Origin of the sequence: Clostridium sp. C1 (genome assembly GCF_018223625.1) — a bacterium.
Classification (GTDB): Bacteria; Bacillota_I; Bacilli_A; order Erysipelotrichales; family Coprobacillaceae; genus Allocoprobacillus.
In genome coordinates this window covers 2,933,748-2,954,301 of the sequence record NZ_CP073631.1, presented here as the reverse complement: position 1 = coordinate 2,954,301, position 20,554 = coordinate 2,933,748, and the positions used below count along the sequence as shown (strand labels likewise).

Annotated in this window: 19 protein-coding genes; 2 read left to right on the top strand and 17 right to left on the bottom strand. The window is 30.0% G+C overall.

Going from position 1 to position 20,554, the window contains the following annotated elements:
- Positions 1–25: 25 nt before the first annotated feature.
- The 9 genes from KEC48_RS15710 to KEC48_RS15670 form a co-directional block, all read right to left on the bottom strand.
- Complete coding sequence (locus KEC48_RS15710; protein ID WP_211963465.1) at positions 26–970, bottom strand: glycosyltransferase family A protein; 945 nt, start codon at positions 968–970, stop codon at positions 26–28.
- A complete protein-coding gene (locus tag KEC48_RS15705; protein WP_211963464.1) occupies positions 963–2,105 on the bottom strand; it encodes an EpsG family protein in 1,143 nt (380 codons plus the stop codon). Before KEC48_RS15705 ends, KEC48_RS15710 begins: the two co-directional genes overlap by 8 nt.
- Complete coding sequence (locus tag KEC48_RS15700) at positions 2,102–2,935, bottom strand: glycosyltransferase family 2 protein (protein ID WP_211963463.1); 834 nt, start codon at positions 2,933–2,935, stop codon at positions 2,102–2,104. Before KEC48_RS15700 ends, KEC48_RS15705 begins: the two co-directional genes overlap by 4 nt.
- Positions 2,925–4,079, bottom strand: a complete 1,155-nt coding sequence (locus KEC48_RS15695) for a glycosyltransferase (protein WP_211963462.1) — start codon at positions 4,077–4,079, stop codon at positions 2,925–2,927. Before KEC48_RS15695 ends, KEC48_RS15700 begins: the two co-directional genes overlap by 11 nt.
- A complete protein-coding gene (locus tag KEC48_RS15690; RefSeq protein WP_211963461.1) occupies positions 4,069–4,854 on the bottom strand; it encodes an NAD-dependent epimerase/dehydratase family protein in 786 nt (261 codons plus the stop codon). Before KEC48_RS15690 ends, KEC48_RS15695 begins: the two co-directional genes overlap by 11 nt.
- Positions 4,851–5,465: a sugar transferase gene (locus KEC48_RS15685; RefSeq protein WP_211963460.1), complete on the bottom strand. Its 615-nt coding sequence runs from the start codon at positions 5,463–5,465 to the stop codon at positions 4,851–4,853. Before KEC48_RS15685 ends, KEC48_RS15690 begins: the two co-directional genes overlap by 4 nt.
- Positions 5,458–5,979 carry a hypothetical protein gene (locus tag KEC48_RS15680; RefSeq protein ID WP_211963459.1) on the bottom strand — a complete coding sequence of 174 codons (522 nt, stop codon included), beginning with the start codon at positions 5,977–5,979 and terminating at the stop codon, positions 5,458–5,460. The genes KEC48_RS15685 and KEC48_RS15680 overlap by 8 nt, the downstream gene beginning before the upstream one ends.
- A 33-nt stretch (positions 5,980–6,012) precedes the next feature.
- The gene (gene loaP / locus KEC48_RS15675; protein WP_211963458.1) at positions 6,013–6,525 is read right to left on the bottom strand and encodes an antiterminator LoaP; all 513 of its coding nucleotides are present in this window, start codon (positions 6,523–6,525) and stop codon (positions 6,013–6,015) included.
- 232 nt (positions 6,526–6,757) lie between these two features.
- On the bottom strand, positions 6,758–8,629 hold the full coding sequence (locus KEC48_RS15670; RefSeq protein WP_211963457.1) for a nucleoside-diphosphate sugar epimerase/dehydratase: 1,872 nt from the start codon (positions 8,627–8,629) through the stop codon (positions 6,758–6,760).
- A gap of 512 nt (positions 8,630–9,141) precedes the next feature.
- On the opposite strand from KEC48_RS15670, the gene KEC48_RS15665 reads away from it, so the two are divergent.
- Positions 9,142–10,704, top strand: coding sequence for an AAA family ATPase (locus KEC48_RS15665; protein WP_211963456.1), 1,563 nt, complete (start codon positions 9,142–9,144; stop codon positions 10,702–10,704).
- Between the two features lie 58 nt (positions 10,705–10,762).
- On the opposite strand, the gene KEC48_RS15660 is transcribed toward KEC48_RS15665, so the two are convergent.
- The 5 genes from KEC48_RS15660 to KEC48_RS15640 form a co-directional block, all read right to left on the bottom strand.
- On the bottom strand, positions 10,763–11,008 hold the full coding sequence (locus KEC48_RS15660; RefSeq protein ID WP_211963455.1) for a hypothetical protein: 246 nt from the start codon (positions 11,006–11,008) through the stop codon (positions 10,763–10,765).
- 82 nt (positions 11,009–11,090) lie between these two features.
- Complete coding sequence (locus tag KEC48_RS15655; protein WP_211963454.1) at positions 11,091–11,228, bottom strand: hypothetical protein; 138 nt, start codon at positions 11,226–11,228, stop codon at positions 11,091–11,093.
- Positions 11,225–12,364: a hypothetical protein gene (locus KEC48_RS15650; RefSeq protein WP_211963453.1), complete on the bottom strand. Its 1,140-nt coding sequence runs from the start codon at positions 12,362–12,364 to the stop codon at positions 11,225–11,227. The genes KEC48_RS15655 and KEC48_RS15650 overlap by 4 nt, the downstream gene beginning before the upstream one ends.
- Positions 12,361–13,431: a hypothetical protein gene (locus KEC48_RS15645; RefSeq protein WP_087359262.1), complete on the bottom strand. Its 1,071-nt coding sequence runs from the start codon at positions 13,429–13,431 to the stop codon at positions 12,361–12,363. The genes KEC48_RS15650 and KEC48_RS15645 overlap by 4 nt, the downstream gene beginning before the upstream one ends.
- Positions 13,432–13,660: 229 nt before the next feature.
- The gene (locus KEC48_RS15640; protein WP_211963452.1) at positions 13,661–15,055 is read right to left on the bottom strand and encodes a 6-phospho-beta-glucosidase; all 1,395 of its coding nucleotides are present in this window, start codon (positions 15,053–15,055) and stop codon (positions 13,661–13,663) included.
- Positions 15,056–15,973: 918 nt separating this feature from the next.
- Between KEC48_RS15640 and KEC48_RS15630 the strand changes: the two genes are divergently transcribed.
- Complete coding sequence (locus KEC48_RS15630) at positions 15,974–16,879, top strand: DUF4143 domain-containing protein (RefSeq protein WP_211963451.1); 906 nt, start codon at positions 15,974–15,976, stop codon at positions 16,877–16,879.
- 32 nt (positions 16,880–16,911) lie between these two features.
- Here the strand turns inward: KEC48_RS15630 and KEC48_RS15625 are convergent, their stop codons facing one another.
- The 3 genes from KEC48_RS15625 to KEC48_RS15615 are packed head-to-tail and all read right to left on the bottom strand — an operon-like array spanning position 16,912 to position 20,524.
- Positions 16,912–17,601 (bottom strand): GntR family transcriptional regulator, encoded by a 690-nt coding sequence (locus tag KEC48_RS15625; RefSeq protein ID WP_211963450.1) that lies wholly within the window; start codon positions 17,599–17,601, stop codon positions 16,912–16,914.
- Positions 17,602–17,612: 11 nt separating this feature from the next.
- Positions 17,613–18,605 (bottom strand): isocitrate/isopropylmalate dehydrogenase family protein, encoded by a 993-nt coding sequence (locus tag KEC48_RS15620; RefSeq protein ID WP_211963449.1) that lies wholly within the window; start codon positions 18,603–18,605, stop codon positions 17,613–17,615.
- Positions 18,605–20,524: an aconitate hydratase gene (locus tag KEC48_RS15615; RefSeq protein WP_205090996.1), complete on the bottom strand. Its 1,920-nt coding sequence runs from the start codon at positions 20,522–20,524 to the stop codon at positions 18,605–18,607. Before KEC48_RS15615 ends, KEC48_RS15620 begins: the two co-directional genes overlap by 1 nt.
- Positions 20,525–20,554: the final 30 nt, after the last annotated feature.

Here is a 20,554-nt window from a genome sequence, read left to right as displayed (position 1 = left end):
CCTTCTATACATAAAAACTTTAAAATTATCTCAATTGATTATAAAATTTGATTTTATAAATAATTTTTTTAATTTTAGCTTTAAATGTTTTGTAATTACTAAGTACATGATTATCTTTAACCCAATTTAATAATTTTTCTTGACTGTTTTTATTTAAATAAGTAATTTTAAGCATAATAGCATCAGAAAAATATTCTATGTATTCTATTTGGGCTTTTTTATTATTAAATGGATTTTTATCCACAAAATTTTTTTCATTAACATAATATGACAGAACATCAAATGCTTTTTTTTCTTCTAACTCATAATTCTTAATAGTCATAATGCTATTATTTCTAATGCGATAATTGTAATATGCATCTGATTGAATTGATGAAACATGTGACGCTAAAATAATAGATCTTGGAATGACTCCTATATCCTCATGAATTTTCTCATATGGGAAAACAAAACTATTTTTAGTCCAATAAGTTCTTTTAATGCAATATGTCCAAGCTGTTTCAAGTATAATTCTATTATGCCTTAATTTTAAAAAAGCTTCTTCCCCATTTATATCATGAAATTCTTTGATTTTATCAGAGGATTTTTCATTTGTTATTTCGTTATAAATTCTTTTTGGATATCTAATAATTTCTAATTTAGGATATATATCAATTTCATTCTTTATATTTAATAACAAATTTTTATCAATGAAATCATCTGAATCAACAAAGATTAAATATTCGTTTTTTGCATAATTGATTCCATAATTTCTTGCATCACTCAATCCTCCGTTTTGTTTTGAAAAGACTTTGAATCTACTATCTTTATATTTGTACATAAATTCATTGATTTTTTGTAAACTTTTATCTGTGGATCCATCGTTAATGATAATTGCTTCAAACTCTTTATATGTTTGTCTCAAAATACTTTCTAAACATTGAATGATAAAATCTTCTACATTATATACTGGTATTATAATACTAAACATTGTTACCTCCTAATATATATGGGAAAACTTCACCAGTATTAGCTAAATAGAAATTATAGTAAAACTGATATGCGAAAAATATTATTGCTAAAATAGATATTAATACTTTCATTTTTTTATTTGAAATTGAACCTATAATTAATGGTATAAGCAATATTTGTATAATATCAGTAAATAATGCTATTCGCATAAATACCGGATCTCCATAGCCCAAGGTTCTTAGTGGAATTGTAATTAAAAATATTCTTTGTAAAAATGTATAATTTTTATCTGTAACTTTAATTATATTACATTCAACAAGGAATATTAAAATTAAAACAAATCTATATTCCCATAAAAAGCCAAATTTAAATGTACTTGAAAACGAATAATTATTCCAAAATATTAATTTATTTAATATAAAAGACATTAAAGGGGCCGATATAAAAGATAATATTAAAATAAATAAATAATATAAATATTTTGGTTGTTTTTTCTTAAATCTATCAAAAAAATTTACAAAATAAAAAACTGTACATATTACTGCAGTGTTGTGAATACATGTTGCTATTAAACAACATAATAGATATTTTTTTAAATCTTTTTTTAAAATAAATTGAAGTGCATAAAATATTATAGATAAAGCAATTAATTGGCGTGATATATTATATGTTAAAAGATAATATAAACAACAATAAATCCATACAGATAAATACTTTAATTTTCCTGTCAAATAATAATCTATTGACTTAAAAATTAATACATGAGTAATAATACTACCTATTAAAATAACTATTGAATAATTATCTGTTAAAATATGAATGATATAATTAACATAATAATTGATAGGCTCTTTGATTCCACTTGTAAAATTTGATAAATTATGAAAAATATATAAATAATTTTGAGTATCAGTTCCTACGGAATAATTTCTCAAAAAAGAAATAAAAATTAAAAAGAAAGGTATAATAATATATTTAAGATATTGATCTAATATTTTTTTATTTATTATGATTCCAATTTTCTTTTTATTAATTCTTATAGCTTCTTTGGATATTTTAATGGAAAGAATATAATCAATACAAATTCCTATACCAATTGTTAAAACAAAAATACTATAAAACATAAATAATGTTTGTTCATTTGATAATATCATTTTTTCTTCATCCTTTTTGTATGGTAAATTTTCATTAATTTTTTAGGAATCAGTCCTTTTATTAAAGGAGAAAAAATATATATAATTTTCCATTTTTGTATACTAAATAAATTAAACCATCCTTTTTTCACAAAAGAAAATGCAACTTGAAATTCATGATAATAACATATATATTTTCTCCTATTATAATTTTCACGTGATACTCTATAACCATATAAAAATTCTTGTAAATTATATCCTATATAACCAAGTTCATACATCTTACAAATCAAATCAAAGTCTTCACCTGTTCGAGTAATTGGTGATACGGTATACATACCCGCTCTTTGAAATGAATTTCGTGTACACATGATAGAAGCATATACATATCCATTATTGCATATTATATCAAAAGGATTTGGCATGTATGTTTTTTTAATATACCCATATATGCCATCCTTTTCATTAAACATAGTAGCATTACTACCAACAAGATCACATTTATTATTTATCAAAAAATACAATTGCTTTTCTAGTTTATATTTATCTATGGTATCATCAGAATCTAATATAGTAATATATTCACCTGCGCTCACTAAAAATGCATTATTTCTAGCTTGAGCTTGACCCATATTATTATTATTTTTAATCACCTTAATTCTAGAATCTTTAACATGATAACTCTCACAAATTATTAAAGTATTATCTGAGGAACAATCATCACATATAATTAATTCCCAATTTTTATATGTTTGATTAATTACAGATTGAATTGCTTCTTCAATATATTTTTCCGAATTATAAGCAGCCATCAAAATACTAATTAAAGGTTTATCAATATTATTGCTCATTATATATTCTCTCCATTGTCTTTTTTATAACTTTAAAATCATAATTTTTAATAATGTCACGATTTTTTTTTGACATTAATTTTTTATTACACATACTTTTTTCTATACCGAAAGATAAATTATTAATTATTTTACAATTGATAAAATAACCATTTTTATCTTCTTCTATCAAATCAATATTGCCTCTAATTTCACTAACAATACAAGGTAATCCACAAGCCATTGCTTCCATTAAAGCAACAGATAGTCCTTCTCTTTTTGATGGAAATATAAAAACATCACATGATTTCATGATTCTAATAACATCATTTCTATATCCTAATAAATGAAGTCTATCTAATACATCTAGTTTCTTGGCAAGTTCTTCATGTTGTTCTTTAAGTGGTCCAACACCACAGATAAGATAATGTATATTTTTAGGTAACTCTGGAAGACTTTCTATAACGACTTTATGATTCTTGTTATCATTAAGTTCTCCAACAGAAAGCAACAATATAGAATCTACAGATATATTTAGTTCTTTACATAGCTCTTCTTTATTTCCTTGTATTGAATCAATTTTATCTATATCTATTCCTACACCAGGTACATATTCTACCGTTCCATTTTTTCTTAGTTTGAATTTCTTTGCAGCTACATAATCTTCCTTATTGATTGTAATTAATGTATCTGTATATTTTGCTCCCAATCTTTCTATATTTCTAAATAAAAAATTCTTTAAAGGATTGTTTCCCTTAAAGAAATGAAAACCATGTGCTGTATAAATCATCCTACATTTATTAAATATGTGACTATTTTTAAATGCAATTCTTGTTATTAGACTTGAAATAGGAGTATGTGTATGAATAAGATCATATTTTCTTTCATTCATTAACTTTTTCATTTGTTTATAAGATTTAATATGACTACTAATTTTAAACATACTTCTTTCAAAATCTATTTGATGAATTTGAATATGTTCATTTTCTAAATATTTTTTCAATTTTTGTAATTCTTCCTCTGAAATTACATTAAAAGTTTGAAAATTAGTTGCTACATCAATCTCATATTCTAAATTTTGCAATATTTTTATATCATTAAGTAAGAATTGCCTTATCATATATGGTGTAGTTGTTGTTATCAGTACTTTCTTTCTATTTTCCATATCTTAAATCTCCAAAACATTTTGTAATAATTCCTACTTTTCCAATAAATAGTCGAATAATAGGATTAAATAGTGATAGATAAAATACTTTGACATTTTCTTCCTTCATCTGTCTTCTTACCATATCAACCGTACACATATATTCCTTGTTCTGTGGCAGATATAATCCCTGACTATCCTCATCTATATATTCTTTTATATCCTGACATAGCTTCTCTATAGATATTGAGCTTCTCTCATTTCTAAGAGTAGGAAAAATATGAAACTTTCTGACAGCTTTATATAATCTTTCCATATTTCCTGGAGCTCCTTTTCCATATACCATCGGTGGTCGAATAATACATACTTTAAAGTTCTTATCATCTAATTTGTTCAATTCTAATTCAGCCTGATATTTGCTTCGTCCATAGTATGTATGAGGATGACATTTCGTATCTTTTGTAATGAGCTGATTTGAATAATTCAATCCATATACACTCATTGAACTCATAAAGATAAATTGGCGAATATTTTCTGACTTTGCTTTCTTTGCAATGTCAATTGTTAAATCTCTATTGACTTGATAATAAAGTTGCTCATTTTCCTTAACCTCTTTTTTGTGTGCTATGCCAGCCACATGATAGACAACATCAAATGAAGAGAAGTCAAAATCTTTCCAGCTATCATCTCTAACATCCAACTCTTCTACGTAATAGTCCTTTGGATACTGTTCAACGTATTTTTTGAAGCTTGTTCCTATGTAGCTGTCCTTTCCAGTAATCAGGATTCTCTTCATGCTTCTTCCTCCTTATGGAGTTCACCGGTTCCACCTTCAACCACTCCTTCATGCTTCAATACGGATGTGATTGTTCCAAAGAAGCATTTCACATCAAATGGAAATGACATATGTTCTACATAGTATCCATCCAAACTTGCCTTGACATCAATTTCAAGCTCATCTCTTCCATTGATCTGTGCCCATCCTGTCAGTCCTGGCTTGATATCATTGGCTCCATATTTATCTCTTTCAGCTATGAGGTCATCTTGATTCCACAATGCAGGTCTTGGACCTATGATAGCCATTTCTCCCTTTAATATATTGATGATCTGTGGCAGTTCATCAAGCGATGTCTTTCTCAGGAACTTTCCAGCCTTTGTTATATACTGGTCTGGATTGGACAGCATATGTGTTGGCATATCCTTTGGCGTATCTATATACATTGTTCTGAATTTTAATATGTTGAAATGCTTTTTATTCTTTCCAACTCTCTTCTGTCTAAAGAAGATGGGTCCCTTGCTGTCAAGCTTGATCCATACACAGAGAATAATAAAAACAGGACTCAATACAATAAGTCCAATCAGTGAAAGTATAAAATCTATAACACGTTTCAAGAAGTGCTTATACACTTGTTTTCCCTCCCTCAATGATTGTTCCACTGGATATGGTTGTCAGTTCTTCCACAGTGGAGTATGGTCTAATGGCACATTGTGAATAGACCAGTGAAAACTCTTCAACAATTGCATCATGATGTATCGTTGTATTTGATGAAATGATGCATCCTTTTTCAATGACAGCTGTAGCTTCAACAGTGGCATGAGGAAAGATGACACATCCTTCACCAATGTGACAATATGAAGATACAAAGGCAGCAGGATCAATGAGAGTGGTAATGCCATATCCAATCTGCTTGCACAGCTCTGTCATTTCCTTTCTGACCTGATTGCTTCCAATCGCTACAAATGCAAGGTCGTATTTCTGATGAAGAAGCTTGAGCTGTTCTGTTGTTCCAATGACCTTTTTGTCCAGTACATGCTTGGCATGATCATCTACAAAATCAACAGCTTCAAAGCATTTCATACGCTTTGCGATTTCATAGCAGCATCTTCCATGTCCTCCTGCTCCTATGATAAGCAGATTCATCCTTATTCCTCCCAATAAAAAAACAAGAATTGTCTAATTCTTGCTTATGATTTCTAGTCCTACCTTTGCTGTTGTATCATTGCCGAAGATATGCAGACTGATATAGGCAATGCGCTTATGCCTGTCTATCTTCGTTATCATTCCTTCATATCCCTTCAGTGGTCCTTCGCTGATGTGTATTGTTTCTCCTTCGATGAATCCTACTGACATGTCTACCAGATGGTCATCTCCAGCAAATCTCTTTAAAAACTCTACCTCACCATTCTCCAAAGGATAGATGACATCCTTCTTCTTTCCAATAATCTTGGTGAGATCCGGTATCTTCTTGAGCTCGACATAGAGCTCCTCTATGCGCTCTGTAATTATGAAAACATATCCCAGAAAGAGCACACATCTGACATCCTGCCAGACTCCTTTAAACTTCTTCCTAACGACAAACTCAGGAATGAAGCAATCATAAAGAACATCGTCTGAAATGAGAAACTTGCATCTATTGGCTATCTCTCTTTCATGACCGCTTCTGACCTGCATGACATACCAGTTCATTTCCATGACCTCCTTAAAAAGGGTAGGCTTCGCCTGTTGATCATGCTTTCTTTAAAGAATCATGCTCAACGTATCACACATCTATGACCATACCTCAAGACAAACGTGACAAGGCAACGATTTCCCTCTACAGCATTCCTGACGGATAACTCTCTATTATCCTTTATAAAACCAAAGACATAATACTACAATTTTATTCAGATTGCAACTGTATAAAAATGTAATATCATCGTTAAGAATTTTTATCAGAAATAATTAAGTTCAAAATTGTTTCTTTTATTTCTGATGGAGTTACATTTTCTTTATAAATCACATTATGTAATTGACTTAATCTTGCATCAATATCTTCAACAGATATATCCATTGGTGCATTCTTATAAATCAAATCATTCTTTGTACGTGTTGTATCTTCACCGTCTAAGCGTAACTCCTCAAACATTTTTTCTCCTGGTCTAAGACCAATCTCTTTTATTTCAATATCTTCATAAGGTTTTAATCCTGCTAATCTAATCATCTTTTCAGCTAAATCTAAAATTCTTACAGGTTCTCCCATATCTAAAACAAATATATCTCCCTGATCAGCATAATATCCTGCCTGTAAAACAAGTTGTGCAGCTTCAGGAATTGTCATAAAATAACGTATAATTTCTTTACTTGTTAATGTGACAGGTCCTCCTTCAGCAATCTGTGCTTTAAAAATAGGAATAACTGAACCATTAGAACCTAACACATTCCCAAATCTCACTGCAGCCATCTTTGTGACTCCATTATGACCATTAGCCTGTAAAATCATTTCAGTCATACGTTTTGTTGCTCCCATGACATTTGTCGGATTAACAGCTTTATCAGTACTAATCATAATAAATCTTTTCACTTTATGTTCAATACATGAATGAATGACATTATTTGTTCCAAATACATTGTTTTTAATAGCTTCCATAGGTCTTGTTTCCATTAATGGCACATGTTTATGAGCAGCCGCATGATAAACAACATCTGGATGATATCTACTAAATATTTCATCAATGGCTTTTTTATCTCTAATAGATGCAATTAATGATTTCATTTCAATATTCTGACTCATTTGACCATGTTCAATATGACGTTTAAATTCTTGTTCTAGCATATATAAAGAATTTTCATTAATATCAATCATAATCAATTTTCTAGGTTGAAATTTTACAATCTGACGACACAATTCAGAACCAATACTTCCACCAGCTCCTGTCACCACAACAACCTGATCTTGTAAATAAGAGCTGATTTCACTTTGATCAAGATGAATTTCACCTCTACCTAATAAATCTTCAATCTTAATATCTGCAACAACACTATTATTTTTCGTATTGTTCTTAAATTGAAAATTCATAATCTTTGTATCTAAACCATTATTGACACACGCATCATAAATTCTTCTTAAATCTTTTTGATTGACATGTGATATAGCAATTAAAGCACTTTCTATATTGTATTTACTTTTAATCTTTGCTAAATCTTCAGTTGTTCCTAAAATAGGATACCCACCAATCATTAAATCTTTCTTAAAGTCATCTATAAAACCAACAATTTTATAATTCAAACTATTGTTCTGTCTTAATTCTCTTAATAATAAGTTTCCAGCATCCCCTGCACCAATAATAATTGTTTTCACTTCTTTAGCATTTTTATTGATACTATAACGTCTAAGCAAGCGATATAAAACTCTCACTCCTGACATAATAATTAATGCATAAACTCCAGCAATCAATTCTAAACTAATCAATGAAAACATACCAAAATAAAGTTGTGATAAAAACATCACAATAATCATAGCTAATATATTAGATGCAGTTAATCTTAATAATTCATCTACCCCAATATATTTCCATAAGCTTTTATAGACTTTAAAAAAAGCAAAACTGAATGCATATACAATCAATAATACAAAAAGCCCCACTGCAACTTCAGTTCCCGTTAATCCAAGTTGCATAGTTCTTAATTGAAAATCATTTTTTGACCAATAAGCAATCAAATAAGAAAACAATACTATCAATAAATCTAATATCAATAATAATTTTTCCCTATGTTTTCTATAAATTGTGTTTTCAAAAAACATATGTAACATATACACCCATCTCCCAAAATTATTCTATCACAAAATATGACTTAATAGTAACAGTCATTGCCATTATAACCAATTTAATGACATATTTCAACACAATACCCTTTTACGACAACATATTTTAAATGCTTATTTCATTATTATTTTAAATCAATATATCTTCAACCTATAATAGATATAAAAATAATAAAAATATTTTATAGTATTTCTTTATTTTTATTATCCCCTTGGATAATCAACATGATACTTGATATGCATTTCATTTTATATTGTTCTTATTCAAAAGAAAAAACAATATCTTTTATATAAAGGATTGTAATGATTATGTGAAATATGCACTCATCTTTAAAAAATAAGCCAATTGTTCACAAAAATAAGATATTAAAAAACATAAAAACAATATTTTTACAATACAAAAAATGCTAAAAAGTAAACCAATAACTGAATAATATACTCATGGTATTTTACTTATACAAATATTATAATAAAACAAGAAAAGAAAGCAGGTGAAAAGTATGGGTTTATATCTCAATCCAAGAAATGACAGTTTTCAACAAGCAATCAACAATCCTATATATGTAGATAAATCATTGTTAATTAAATATACCAATCAATTAATAGGCATTGGTGATAATAAGCTATGTGTATCAAGACCTAGACGCTTTGGTAAAAGTACAGATGCCAATATGCTTGTTGCCTATTATTCTAAGGGTTGTGATTCTCATCATATTTTTGATTCACTCAAAATCAGTCAAACTGATCATTATTTAGAACATCTTAATCAACATCATGTCATTCACATCAATATGCAAAGTTTTTTAAGTAATACGCACAATATTGATAAAATGATCCAATTATTAACAATGAGAATTTTAAATGAGTTCAAACAGGAATATTCAATCACTTTCTTTGATGAAACAAATCTTTCATTATCTCTAGAAGATATCTACGTATCCACAAAGAATCAATTTATTTTTATCATAGATGAATGGGATTGTATATTCAGAGAATATGCTCAAAATCAAGAAGATCAAAAACAATATTTAGATTTCTTAATAAATCTATTAAAAGATAAGCCATATGTAGAACTTGCTTATATGACAGGGATATTGCCTATTAAAAAATACGGAACACACAGTGCCTTGAATATGTTTGAAGAAATCTCTATGATTGATCCAGGATTATTATCTGAATTTATGGGATTTACTGAACAGGAAGTTTATGATTTATGCTTAAAATATAATATGGATTATAACGAGATGAAACAATGGTATGATGGCTATCATATGACAGAGCATTTATCAACTCTTTCCCCACGTTCAGTTGTTTCATCACTTATAAGAAATAAATTTGGAAACTATTGGACGTCTACTGAAACTTATGAAGCTTTGCAGGTTTATATAGATTTAAACAAGGATGGATTAAAAGATAGTGTTATTGAAATGTTGGCTGGTGAAAGTGTTCCTGTGCAGACATCGTCATTCCAGAATGATATGATAACATTTGACACTAAGGATGATGTCTTAACACTTTTAATACATCTAGGATATTTAGGATATAACAGTTCAGATAATACATGCTATATTCCTAACAAAGAAGTGATAGATTCATTTGTGAACTCAATCAGAAAATCCAATTGGGAAGAAACGACAAAAGCATTGTTGAGTAGTCGTGAATTATTAGAGGCAACATGGAAACAGGATGAAGAAGCAGTTGCCAGATATATCGAAGAAGCACATCTGAACACATCAATATTAACCTACAACAATGAAAATGCATTAGCCTATACATTATTATTGGCCTATATATCAGCTAGAGATTATTATACAATGATAAGAGAAATGCCTACTGGTAAAGGGTTTGCAGATGTTGTTTTGATTCCATATCGAGATAAACCAGCCATGATTATAGAGTTGAAATGGAATCAGGATGTTGAAACAGCCTTAACTCAAATCAAAGAGAAAAAATATCCAAAAGGATTAGAGAAGTATAAAGATAACTTATTGATTGTCGGAATCAGTTATGATAAGAAAACAAAGAAACATACATGTCATATTGAAAAGAACACCACTGAATGATAACTCTGGTGTTCTTTTTATCTTTTATGATACAATTTTATTCAATAAATACATATTCCTATTCCTTAAAAGGCACATCATCATCAAAATCAAACAAATCATCAAGAGTACGATATTCAATACGGTTTAACTCTTTTAAATAAGAAAGACCGACCTGTAGATTCATAATTGTATTTTGACTAAAATGAGATAAATAATGTGTACATCCAAAAAACAAACGCTTTGTTTTTCTATAATAAACTAGTTCTATTGGTTCATTACAACAAAGACATGATAACTTCTTATATGGTAAAGAAGATTCCATCAGTTGACTCACTGCAATGGTAACTACTTCATTTGCTTTGCATTACACAATATTTTTATTGCTTCACCTATTGTTCTATCGGCTAAAAGAAATATTTTCTAAATTGTCGATAAACTTGTCGACAGGCATTTTGATCACTCGGTGTTGAAGCAAGGGTTGATTGATATCTGGAATTATCAAAGAACATGACCAGATAATGCTTACTCTTATCTCCTTTCATAAAAATACCATATTTTTTAATTTATTAAAATCATAACTACTAATAAGAGTTCTCAATATCTTTTCTAAATACATATCTCTTGTTCCATCTTTTGGATTTTGATTTAAAATATCTTTTAACAAACACAAATCCTCTTTTTCAACATGATTCTTTTTCACATCATCTTCTAACATATCTAACAAAATATCTTTTTGTTCAGCTTGATAATATTCTGGAATATCTCCTTTATCTAAAAGCGTATAATTATCTTGAAAAGATAGTTCTTCTTCTAATATTTCATTTTGCATCTGTAGCACATTTAATTCACTCTCTAGTCCACTAATCAACGCACAATATTTCTCTTTTTCTTCTTCCAATTTATCAATTTCTTCCCCTAATTGATCAATCGTCTGTTTTTCATAATCTTGTGCAAACTGTCTTAAATTATCTAAGTAGTTTTTCTCTAAATAGCGAAAACTATATGCATTTCCATATTGTCTTTGTTTTAAATATAAAGTCAATTGATGTAAAATACGCTGCTGTAATTGATCCTGTGATTCCTTTTTAGCAAACCTATATGTTTTATAATCTCCATTTAAATAATAAATAATCACGCGACTATTAGTCAAAATCTTTTGACAATGCTTTGCCATCCAATGGCCAACTTCTTGATTGTCTTCATAAAAAACATAAGCAATTCCCCTTAATTGTTGAGCCAGATAAAATGGATCAACAATCTTTTCATAACGAATATAAAGAATCGGTAGTTGAATTCCTCCATCCAACCATTGTATGACCTGTTGTTTATTTTCATGACAAATTTTTATAGGTTGATTACTTAAAGAAATTTTCTTATCCTTAATCAAATGTTTTGACAATAATTCATCAATATACCGATATCCTTTTTGATAACCATCATTATGAATACATAGACCTCCCTCTTTTTCATTATAAATGTATTCCATACGATGATATAAATGAACAACAACACTTCCATCATGAGGATATTGATAAATATCATAACAATGATTTTCTATTCTTTTTTGGCTATAATCTATATCTTGATACTCTATACCATAGACTTGAAACAAAGACTCTATAAATTGAGAAATTGTCCATTTCTCTTTCAATTCCAGATAAGTTGAAAATGATTTCATAGTTTACCTCCATTCTTTTCAAGAATCGCATGAAGAATATCTAAGCGACGATAAATTTCATGTGTTGCTTCTAATTCATTAGCTTTATGTTGAATATACTGCAAAAGTTTTTGGCGATAAGTGATGACTTTTTCCATATCATCAATAGCTAACAATGTTGTTCCATGATGATTATGAATTTGTGAAAGTTGATCATTCTTTTGTTTTTGTTCTTCAATATCTTCCAACAGCATATGATAAAATTCTTTCAATTCATTGATTTCTTGTCGACGACGCATAATTTCTTCCTGAAATTCCTGTTGATATTCTTGACTATTCTTGATTGCTGAATTTTGTTGATGATAAAGCCATTTTTGATAGAGTGAATCATATGAAGGCATGACATTTTTATATTGTTGAATCGTCATGTTTCTTAAAAGTTCATTGATTTCTCGAATCTGATAATGATAAGCTATTTTCTTATTTAACTGATAAAAGTGACTCTCCTGACCATCTATAATTTCTATGCACCCTTCTTCTTTTTGTTGTATACAATAACAAACATGTGCCAAACCTAAAACTTCTCTTGCTAAACGATTAGCATCAATCCATCTTGTTCGCATATAAATCAGGGGTTTTTTTGTTTTCACTTCTTTTAATTGATCAACATTAATTATACGATGTGCTTGATTATTAAAAGAATAAACATCATCTTCGATATAAGGTGATGTCATTATTGTTTTAAATAATGCAGGTATAGATACAGCAGAAATATAACGGGATTCATTAGAAGTTTCTTTAGAAAAACGTAAATGTATTGTTTCATCAATTAAATCATAAATAATTTCCACTATAAAGTGTGTATTTTTATAATTATCTTTTGTTGAAAAATAAAGCGTAAGATATCGCTGTTCAAAGATTTGTATATTTAATATTTTATGGTCAATCTCATATTGAAAAGGAATACGCCCATCATAATTTAAACCATTCATTTTATTTTTAGAATGTTCCAACCACTCCAGCAGCATATCAATAAGTCTATCTTGGGTTAAGTGTTTTGTTTGAAACTGACTATAATAACAAAGCATTTTTCTCACATCCTTTTATATAAGTATACCATGCTTTTTTGCCAAATAAAGATACTTTTTGGATAATGATGTCGAAGCACAAGAAAATCTTTTTCTAAAGCAAATCTATTCCAACATTTGCTCATTGTATGATATTTCAATACCTTATTTTTATATTTATTTAAAAAATTGATATACTCAAAATATAAAGAAAGCACTTTAATCTTAATGACTAAAGTGCTTATCAATATTATAATCCTTGTTCAGTTAATTCTCTTGCAACATCATCTTTAATAGTGACACCTTCTGCTTCAAGCTGGGCAATCTTATCTGCAAATTGTGGTAAGTATTTTTTATGGGCAAGTAATAATTCATCTAATACTCTTTTTGCTGTGGCTCCTGATGGAATCTGTGGATTTAAGATAAATGCCTGTAATGCTTTTCCATAATCTCCTGTAACTGCAGCTTCTTCTACACACCATTCCATATTTTTCATACATTGCAACCATCCTCTTTCTGCTGGTTGCAATGGTCCAAAGGCAATCGCTCTTGCTCCTGTGGCACCAATGAATGAAGAAACTTCGACAGCTGCTTCTACTGGTAAATCAGGCACTGCTCCATTGTTTCTTGTTGTAACAACAATATGTGTGTTTTTATTCGCATAGATAGAAGCAATTGTTTCACAGGCAGCATCACTATAATGTGCTCCTCCACGTTTTGCTAATTGTTCTGGTTTATGATCTAAATCAGGATTTTTATATAATTCAAACAATTCTTCTTCAGTTTGTTTGACCTGTTGTGCTCTTGTTCCAATTGTATTGTATTCTTCAAGTCCATGTTTCAACATTTCTTCTTGACGATAATAATATCTATGATATCCACATGGAATCATTTGCATTGTATCAAGCTGTTCTTTAAAGAATGGAATATCATGAATATTAGCTGGAATTCCTCCATCTTTTCCTTCATACATCGCATCAATAATTTGTTGAGTCACTTCATTTCCGTGTTCATCAAAAACTTTATGCCAATGGAAGTGATTCAATCCAGCAAATTTGTATGTTAACTGGTCTAAAGTTTTTCCAATTGTTTCTGGTTCTTTCATCATTGCTCCTACAGGAACATTACATAATCCAATCACTTTATCCCATTTTCCATATTTCATAACAGCTTCAGTGACCATTCCACTTGGATTTGTAAAGTTAATTAACCATGCATCTGGACATAATTCTTTCATATCTTCTACAATACTTAAAATCACTGGAATTGTTCTGAAAGCTTTAAAAATTCCTCCAGCACCATTTGTTTCTTGTCCCAACATTCCATAAGAGAAAGGAATTCTTTCATCTTTGACACGGGCATTTAATAATCCCACTCTAAATTGAGTTGTGACAAAGTCTGCTCCAGGTAAAGCTTCTCTACGGTCTAAAGTGAGATGCACTTTGACATCATATGGTGAAGCATCCCACATACGTTGAGCCATTGCTCCAACAATTTCTAGTTTTTCTTTTCCATCTTCAATATCAACTAACCAAATTTCTTTAATTGGAAGTTCATCATATCTTTTAATGAATCCTTCCATTAATTCTGGTGTATAACTACTTCCTCCACCAATTGTAACAATTTTTACAGGTTTCTTTTCCATTATTGTTTCCTCCTTGTATTTACTACATATAGTATAATATCAAAAGGCTCACTTTGCATATTATTTTCATTTCTTGAAAAGAGTTTCATCAATAAATATTGATTTTCCGTAATATAGTGTTAATAAATACATATAAAAATGAATTTATAAGTTACAAAATCAATACTATAATTAAAAAAGTTCTAAAAGAAACTAATACGTTTTCTCCCCTCTCATGACCATTCCTTTTTCTTTTATATTGTAGCTTTATGATTGATATTAAACTTTTCTTAATTATGTCATCATCTCTAATAAAAAAAGATATGTTTGATTACCGACTTTTCCATAAAATGTTGAAGCTGACATATTTAAGCATTTTGCCATTTCTTCATATAAAATGTTTTTCCTCATTCTTCTTTTAATAATTCTTAATCCATATGTTTCCCTATGTATGCAATACAATGATCATAATTTTTTTATTCATATACCAGGATATTTAATGATAGGAAAAGTACCACTCTACTACTCTATAATGGAAGTTTTAAAAGATTCTACTATTAATGGAATCTATCCAGTAGGCACTTTCCATTATGTAAAGCTTTACATAAAGGTAAAACTTATATCATTAGAAAATTTGCTAAAAACAATTATAAAAATCTAGTTGAAATTAATTTTAAAAGAGATAACGAATTTCAAGAACTTTTCAAACAAACAAAAACTTCTCATGATTTATTACAATATCTTGAATTAACATATATAGATATTCAGTTTGATCAGGATACTTTACTCTTTTTAGATGAAATTCAAGCATATAGAAATGCTTTTACAGCTTTAAAATTTCTTTCTGAAGATTTTCCATGTGATATTATCTGTTCTGGAAGTATGCTAGGTATTGCTTGTAGCGTCAAGTTCGTCTTTCCCAGTTGGTTACGTTGAAATATGAGATATGTACCCCCCCTGACTTTTTTAGAATTCGTAGATGCAATGGGTATTAATCAATCTGTCATTGATATTATTTATCAATCGATTGAAAATCATAAGTCTATTCCTACTGGAATTCATGAAAAATTTAATCAGTTCTTTAAAGACTATATGATTATTGGCGGCATGCCAGAAGTTGTCCAGACCTATTTTCAGACAAAATCCTATAGAGAGGCTTTGATGGTTCAAAGACAGATTGTAGATGACTATAGAAATGATATGCTTAAATATGCTCATGGTTCTGAAAAAATAAAAGCAAGAGAATGTTATGATTCTATACCTCTTCAACTTGCTAAAGAAAATAAAAAGTTTCAATATAAATTAATCAAAAAAGGTGGAAATGCACGCTATTATGAATCAAGTCTTGATTGGTTGAAAGACAGTGGACTTATTATCAAAACATATAGATTAAAAAATCCAGATATTCCGTTAGAAGTCAACAAAGAATTGCATATATTTAAAATTTATATGGCAGATACTGGTCTTCTTATATCCCAATTTGATGAAGCTGTCATTAAAGCACTGATTTTGGGAGATTTAGGATATTTCAAAGGTGCACTATATGAAAATATCGTTGCCCAGATACTTCATTCAAAAAAGAAAGAAACTTATTATTATGAACCTTCGCAATCACAGGAAATAGATTTTATCATTTATTATCAAGGAGAAGTGACTCCTATTGAAGTCAAATCATCACGTAACACAGTATCAACATCATTTAATAATTTTATAAAAAAATACAATCCTTCCTTAGCTTTGAAATTTTCTCAAAAAAATATTGGTGAAAATTCTCAAAATGTACGTTACTACCCATTATATACACTTGAATTTATTCTTAATAAAGAAAAACCTATTTTGCCATGAAAAAAGAATGTCAGTTGAAATGACATTCCTTTTTATTTATCATTTTTCTTTTTCTTATTAGCATAATAAGCACGAACTAATGTCTGTGTCTTTCTAATATGCTTTTGAATCGTTTCTTTCGCTAACTTTTTATCTCCAGCAACAATCGAATCCAAAATCGCACGATGCTCTTGAATCGCTGTTTCTAATCTTTCTGGTTGTGTGATAGAATGACGACTTGTCACCGATACATAATAATGAACATCTTTTAATAATTGTTCAAAATATTGAGATTGTGTCGCTTGATAAATTGTTTCATGATATAAAATATTTAAATCATTAATTTTTTCCTGATCCTTTTTTAATGTATAAAACTCCATGAGCTCAAAAACATCTTTAATCTTAGCCAGATGTTCTTCATCCATTCTATCAATAGCCAACTGAATAGCTAATCCTTCTAAAGCACAACGAATTTCAAACATATCATCAATATCACGTGGAGAAAATCCCTTCACATACACTCCTTTATTAGGAATACTTTCAACAAGTCCTTCTAATTCCAATTGTTTTAAGGCTTCACGAATTGGAGTACGACTAATCTTCAGCTCATTAGCCAAAGCTAATTCATTTAACTTCTGTCCATGTTCATATTCTTCATTTAAAATACGATCCCTTAAAATATCAAATATCTTATTTCCTAAAGAGCCATGTGATACATGTTCAAATAAACTATGTGATGGCATTGCTTTCCCTCCTATAATTCATCTATAATTGCTTGAACAAATTCTGTAGTTGAAGCATGGCCACCAATATCAGGAGTGACAACTTCCTGTTTTTCAACAACTTTTGCTAATGCATCTCTTAATGTCTTCGCTGCTTCAATATTCCCTAAATCTTCTAACATTAACGCAAAAGCCAATAATAATGCACTTGGGTTAGCAATATTTTGTCCAGCAATATCTGGGGCACTGCCATGAACAGCCTCATAAATACGATATTCATCTCCAATATTTCCACTAGGTGCAAAACCAAGTCCTCCAACAAGTCCAGCACATAAATCAGAAACAATATCGCCATATAAATTAGGTGCAACCAGAACATCAAAAGTTTCAGGTCTTAAAACAAGCTGCATACACATATTATCAACAATGACTTCCTGTGCTTCAATATCAGGATAATATTTAGCAACATCTCTAAAAGCTTCCAAGAAAAGTCCATCCGTATATTTCATGATATTGGCTTTATGAACAGCTGTCACTTTATGACGCTGATTGATTTTCGCATATTCAAAGGCATAACGACAAATTTTTTCACTAGCTTCTCTTGTTATTAATTTCACTCCATTAGCCATATTCTCATTCAGTTTATATTCAATACCTTTATAAAGGTCTTCTGTATTTTCACGAATGATGACCAGATCAATATTTTCATATCTTGATTCAACACTCTTAAAAGAACGAATCGGTCTAACATTAGCATATGTGGCAAATTTTTGTCTTAAAGCCACATTCACACTTCTAAAACCAGTTCCAATCGGTGTGGCTGTTGGACCTTTTAAAGCCCATTTATATTGCTCAATAGCTTCTACCAATCCTGGTTCAAACACTTCTCCTGTTTCTTTGGCATATTCAGCTCCAGCACGATATTCTAACCATTCAATATCTAAATTCATTGCTTTTGTAATATCTTTAATACTTTCAGCAATCTCTGGTCCTATTCCATCTCCTGGAATTAAAACAGCTTTCATTAAAAATCCCCTCCCAATTCTTTAATCGCATTTAATAAACCACCTTGTAAAATCATCACTTTTTCTCTAGGTGCTAAAGTCAACTGTGTTGATAAAGTTTCTTTTGTTTGAACATTTTGAACAATGATGGGTTCATCTTTTTCAACTGATTCTTTAACATTCAATAATACATATTCATCTTCTTCATTAAAGAAATCATAACCTTTCTGATCAATCACAATCGGTAAAATACCATTATTAATCAAATTAGAACGATGAATTCTTGCAAAAGATAAAGCAAAAATAGCTCTAATCTTTAAATAATTAGGGACTAAAGCAGCATGTTCTCTTGAAGAACCTTGTCCATAATTGTCTCCCCCAACAATAAATCCACCATGATTTTCCTTCGCTCTTGTATAGAACTGATCGTCCACTTTTGAAAAAGCAAATTTCGCAAGATGAGGGACATTTGATCTAAATGGTAAAAGTTTTGAATCTGATGGAACAATATGATCGGTTGAAATATTATCCCCTACTTTTAAAACAACTTTTCCTTGAATATCATCATTTAATTTTTCACCACGAGGAACAGGTTTAATATTTGGTCCCATATAAACTTCTGTTTGTGGATCATATTCATCAATAAAGAAATTCTGATTTTTAATAAATGGCGTCATTGGAACTTCATCTAAAGACATATCATCTTCAAACTGACAAGATAAATACCCTTTAATCGCAGAAAGAGCTGCCACTTCAGGTGATACCAGATACACACCTGCATCATTTGTTCCAGAACGTCCCTTAAAGTTACGATTAATTGTTCTTAAAGAAATCCCTTTAGAAAGAGGGGCCTGTCCCATACCAATACATGGTCCACATCCACATTCTAAGATTCTTGCGCCAGCATGAATCATATCAGCCAAAGCTCCATTTTGTGATAACATAGCCAAAATACTTGAAGAACCCGGTGCAATAACTAAAGACACATGATCAGCCACTTTACGTCCTTTTAAAATCTTAGCTGCACGCATCATATCTGCAAATGATGAATTCGTACATGAACCAATAACCACCTGATGAATATGCATTCCTTCTAATTCCTTGACTGCCACAACAGCATCAGGACTATGAGGTTTTGCAACCATTGGTTCCAATGTTGATAAATCAATATCCAATCTTTCATCATACTTTGCATCTGCATCTGCTTTGAATTCAACATAATCTTCTTCTCGACCTTGTTGCTTTAAATATTCCAAAGTTCTTTCATCAGTAGGAAAAATAGATGTTGTTGCTCCAAGTTCAGCACCCATATTACAAATAGTTGCACGATCTGTTAAAGATAATGAAGCGATACCTTCCCCTGTATACTCAACAATTTTATTCACGCCACCTTTGACACTCAAGATCTGTAAAATCTTTAAAATGATGTCCTTAGCACTCACCCAAGAAGCTTTCTTCCCTGTTAAATTCACCTGAATTACACTTGGGCATTGTAAATAATATTTTCCTGTCGCCATAGCCACTGCCACATCCAATCCACCAGCTCCAATTGCAATCATTCCCATTGCCCCACAAGTTGGTGTATGTGAATCACTACCGACTAATGTTTTTCCTGGCTTAGAAAAATTTTCTAACTGCAACTGATGACAAACACCATTCCCTGGTTTAGAAAAAGTAATCCCATGCTTTTTCGCTACACTACGAATAAACTCATGGTCATCCATATTTTCAAATCCCGTCTGCAACATATTATGATCAATATAAGCCACAGCTTTTTCGACTGCTACCTTTCCTGTATCCATGGCTTCTAACTGTAGATAAGCCATTGTCCCTGTAGAATCCTGTGTTAATGTCTGGTCTATCCCTATACAAATAGGTGTTCCCGGAATTAACTCTCCTTCTTTTAAATGTGCCTGTAAAACTTTATATGCTAAATTCATTTTGATCACCCCTTATATTTATTGTATACA

Bases quoted from the DNA above. Each gene is read 5' to 3' on its own strand.
- KEC48_RS15710 (WP_211963465.1), bottom strand. From the start codon at position 970: ATGTTTAGTATTATAATACCAGTATATAATGTAGAAGATTTTATCATT.
- KEC48_RS15615 (WP_205090996.1), bottom strand. From the start codon at position 20,524: ATGAATTTAGCATATAAAGTTTTACAGGCACATTTAAAAGAAGGAGAG.
- KEC48_RS15670 (WP_211963457.1), bottom strand. From the start codon at position 8,629: ATGTTACATATGTTTTTTGAAAACACAATTTATAGAAAACATAGGGAA.
- KEC48_RS15650 (WP_211963453.1), bottom strand. From the start codon at position 12,364: ATGAAATCATTTTCAACTTATCTGGAATTGAAAGAGAAATGGACAATT.
- KEC48_RS15655 (WP_211963454.1), bottom strand. From the start codon at position 11,228: ATGAAAGGAGATAAGAGTAAGCATTATCTGGTCATGTTCTTTGATAAT.
- KEC48_RS15665 (WP_211963456.1), top strand. From the start codon at position 9,142: ATGGGTTTATATCTCAATCCAAGAAATGACAGTTTTCAACAAGCAATC.
- KEC48_RS15645 (WP_087359262.1), bottom strand. From the start codon at position 13,431: ATGCTTTGTTATTATAGTCAGTTTCAAACAAAACACTTAACCCAAGAT.
- KEC48_RS15640 (WP_211963452.1), bottom strand. From the start codon at position 15,055: ATGGAAAAGAAACCTGTAAAAATTGTTACAATTGGTGGAGGAAGTAGT.
- loaP (WP_211963458.1), bottom strand. From the start codon at position 6,525: ATGAACTGGTATGTCATGCAGGTCAGAAGCGGTCATGAAAGAGAGATA.
- KEC48_RS15690 (WP_211963461.1), bottom strand. From the start codon at position 4,854: ATGAAGAGAATCCTGATTACTGGAAAGGACAGCTACATAGGAACAAGC.
- KEC48_RS15680 (WP_211963459.1), bottom strand. From the start codon at position 5,979: ATGAATCTGCTTATCATAGGAGCAGGAGGACATGGAAGATGCTGCTAT.
- KEC48_RS15705 (WP_211963464.1), bottom strand. From the start codon at position 2,105: ATGATATTATCAAATGAACAAACATTATTTATGTTTTATAGTATTTTT.
- KEC48_RS15630 (WP_211963451.1), top strand. From the start codon at position 15,974: ATGAGATATGTACCCCCCCTGACTTTTTTAGAATTCGTAGATGCAATG.
- KEC48_RS15625 (WP_211963450.1), bottom strand. From the start codon at position 17,601: ATGCCATCACATAGTTTATTTGAACATGTATCACATGGCTCTTTAGGA.
- KEC48_RS15695 (WP_211963462.1), bottom strand. From the start codon at position 4,079: ATGGAAAATAGAAAGAAAGTACTGATAACAACAACTACACCATATATG.
- KEC48_RS15620 (WP_211963449.1), bottom strand. From the start codon at position 18,605: ATGAAAGCTGTTTTAATTCCAGGAGATGGAATAGGACCAGAGATTGCT.
- KEC48_RS15660 (WP_211963455.1), bottom strand. From the start codon at position 11,008: ATGGAATCTTCTTTACCATATAAGAAGTTATCATGTCTTTGTTGTAAT.
- KEC48_RS15700 (WP_211963463.1), bottom strand. From the start codon at position 2,935: ATGAGCAATAATATTGATAAACCTTTAATTAGTATTTTGATGGCTGCT.